1 pseudogene is annotated in these 238 nt (G+C 69.3%); it reads right to left on the bottom strand.

Annotated features, from left to right (window positions below):
* Window positions 1–206: pseudogene (locus tag Q7A36_RS41435) on the bottom strand (hypothetical protein); the annotation flags it as partial.
* Between the last annotated feature and the right edge of the window lie 32 nt (window positions 207–238).

Genomic DNA, 238 nt, shown 5'->3' with positions numbered 1-238 from the left:
GTGCCGTTGTAGACGGCGCAGCGGACCTGGAGCACGCGGTCGGCACCGCGCCGGGTCCAGCGCATCTGCTGCGACTTGGCCATCCGGCGGTTCACCAGGAAGTTGGCCGTGCTCTCAGTCAGGGCCGTGCCGACCCGCTGCCCCGCCCGGTGCCGCTCGGCGTAGTTGACCAGCCAGTCGCTCTGGCCAAGCAGATAGTCGTTCACTGCCCGCAAGGCGGTCCATAGCTTGCGCGAGG

This window comes from Paracraurococcus lichenis (assembly GCF_030657435.1).
Classification (GTDB): Bacteria; Pseudomonadota; Alphaproteobacteria; order Acetobacterales; family Acetobacteraceae; genus Paracraurococcus; species Paracraurococcus lichenis.
This window is presented reverse-complemented; position numbering and strand designations above follow the sequence as displayed.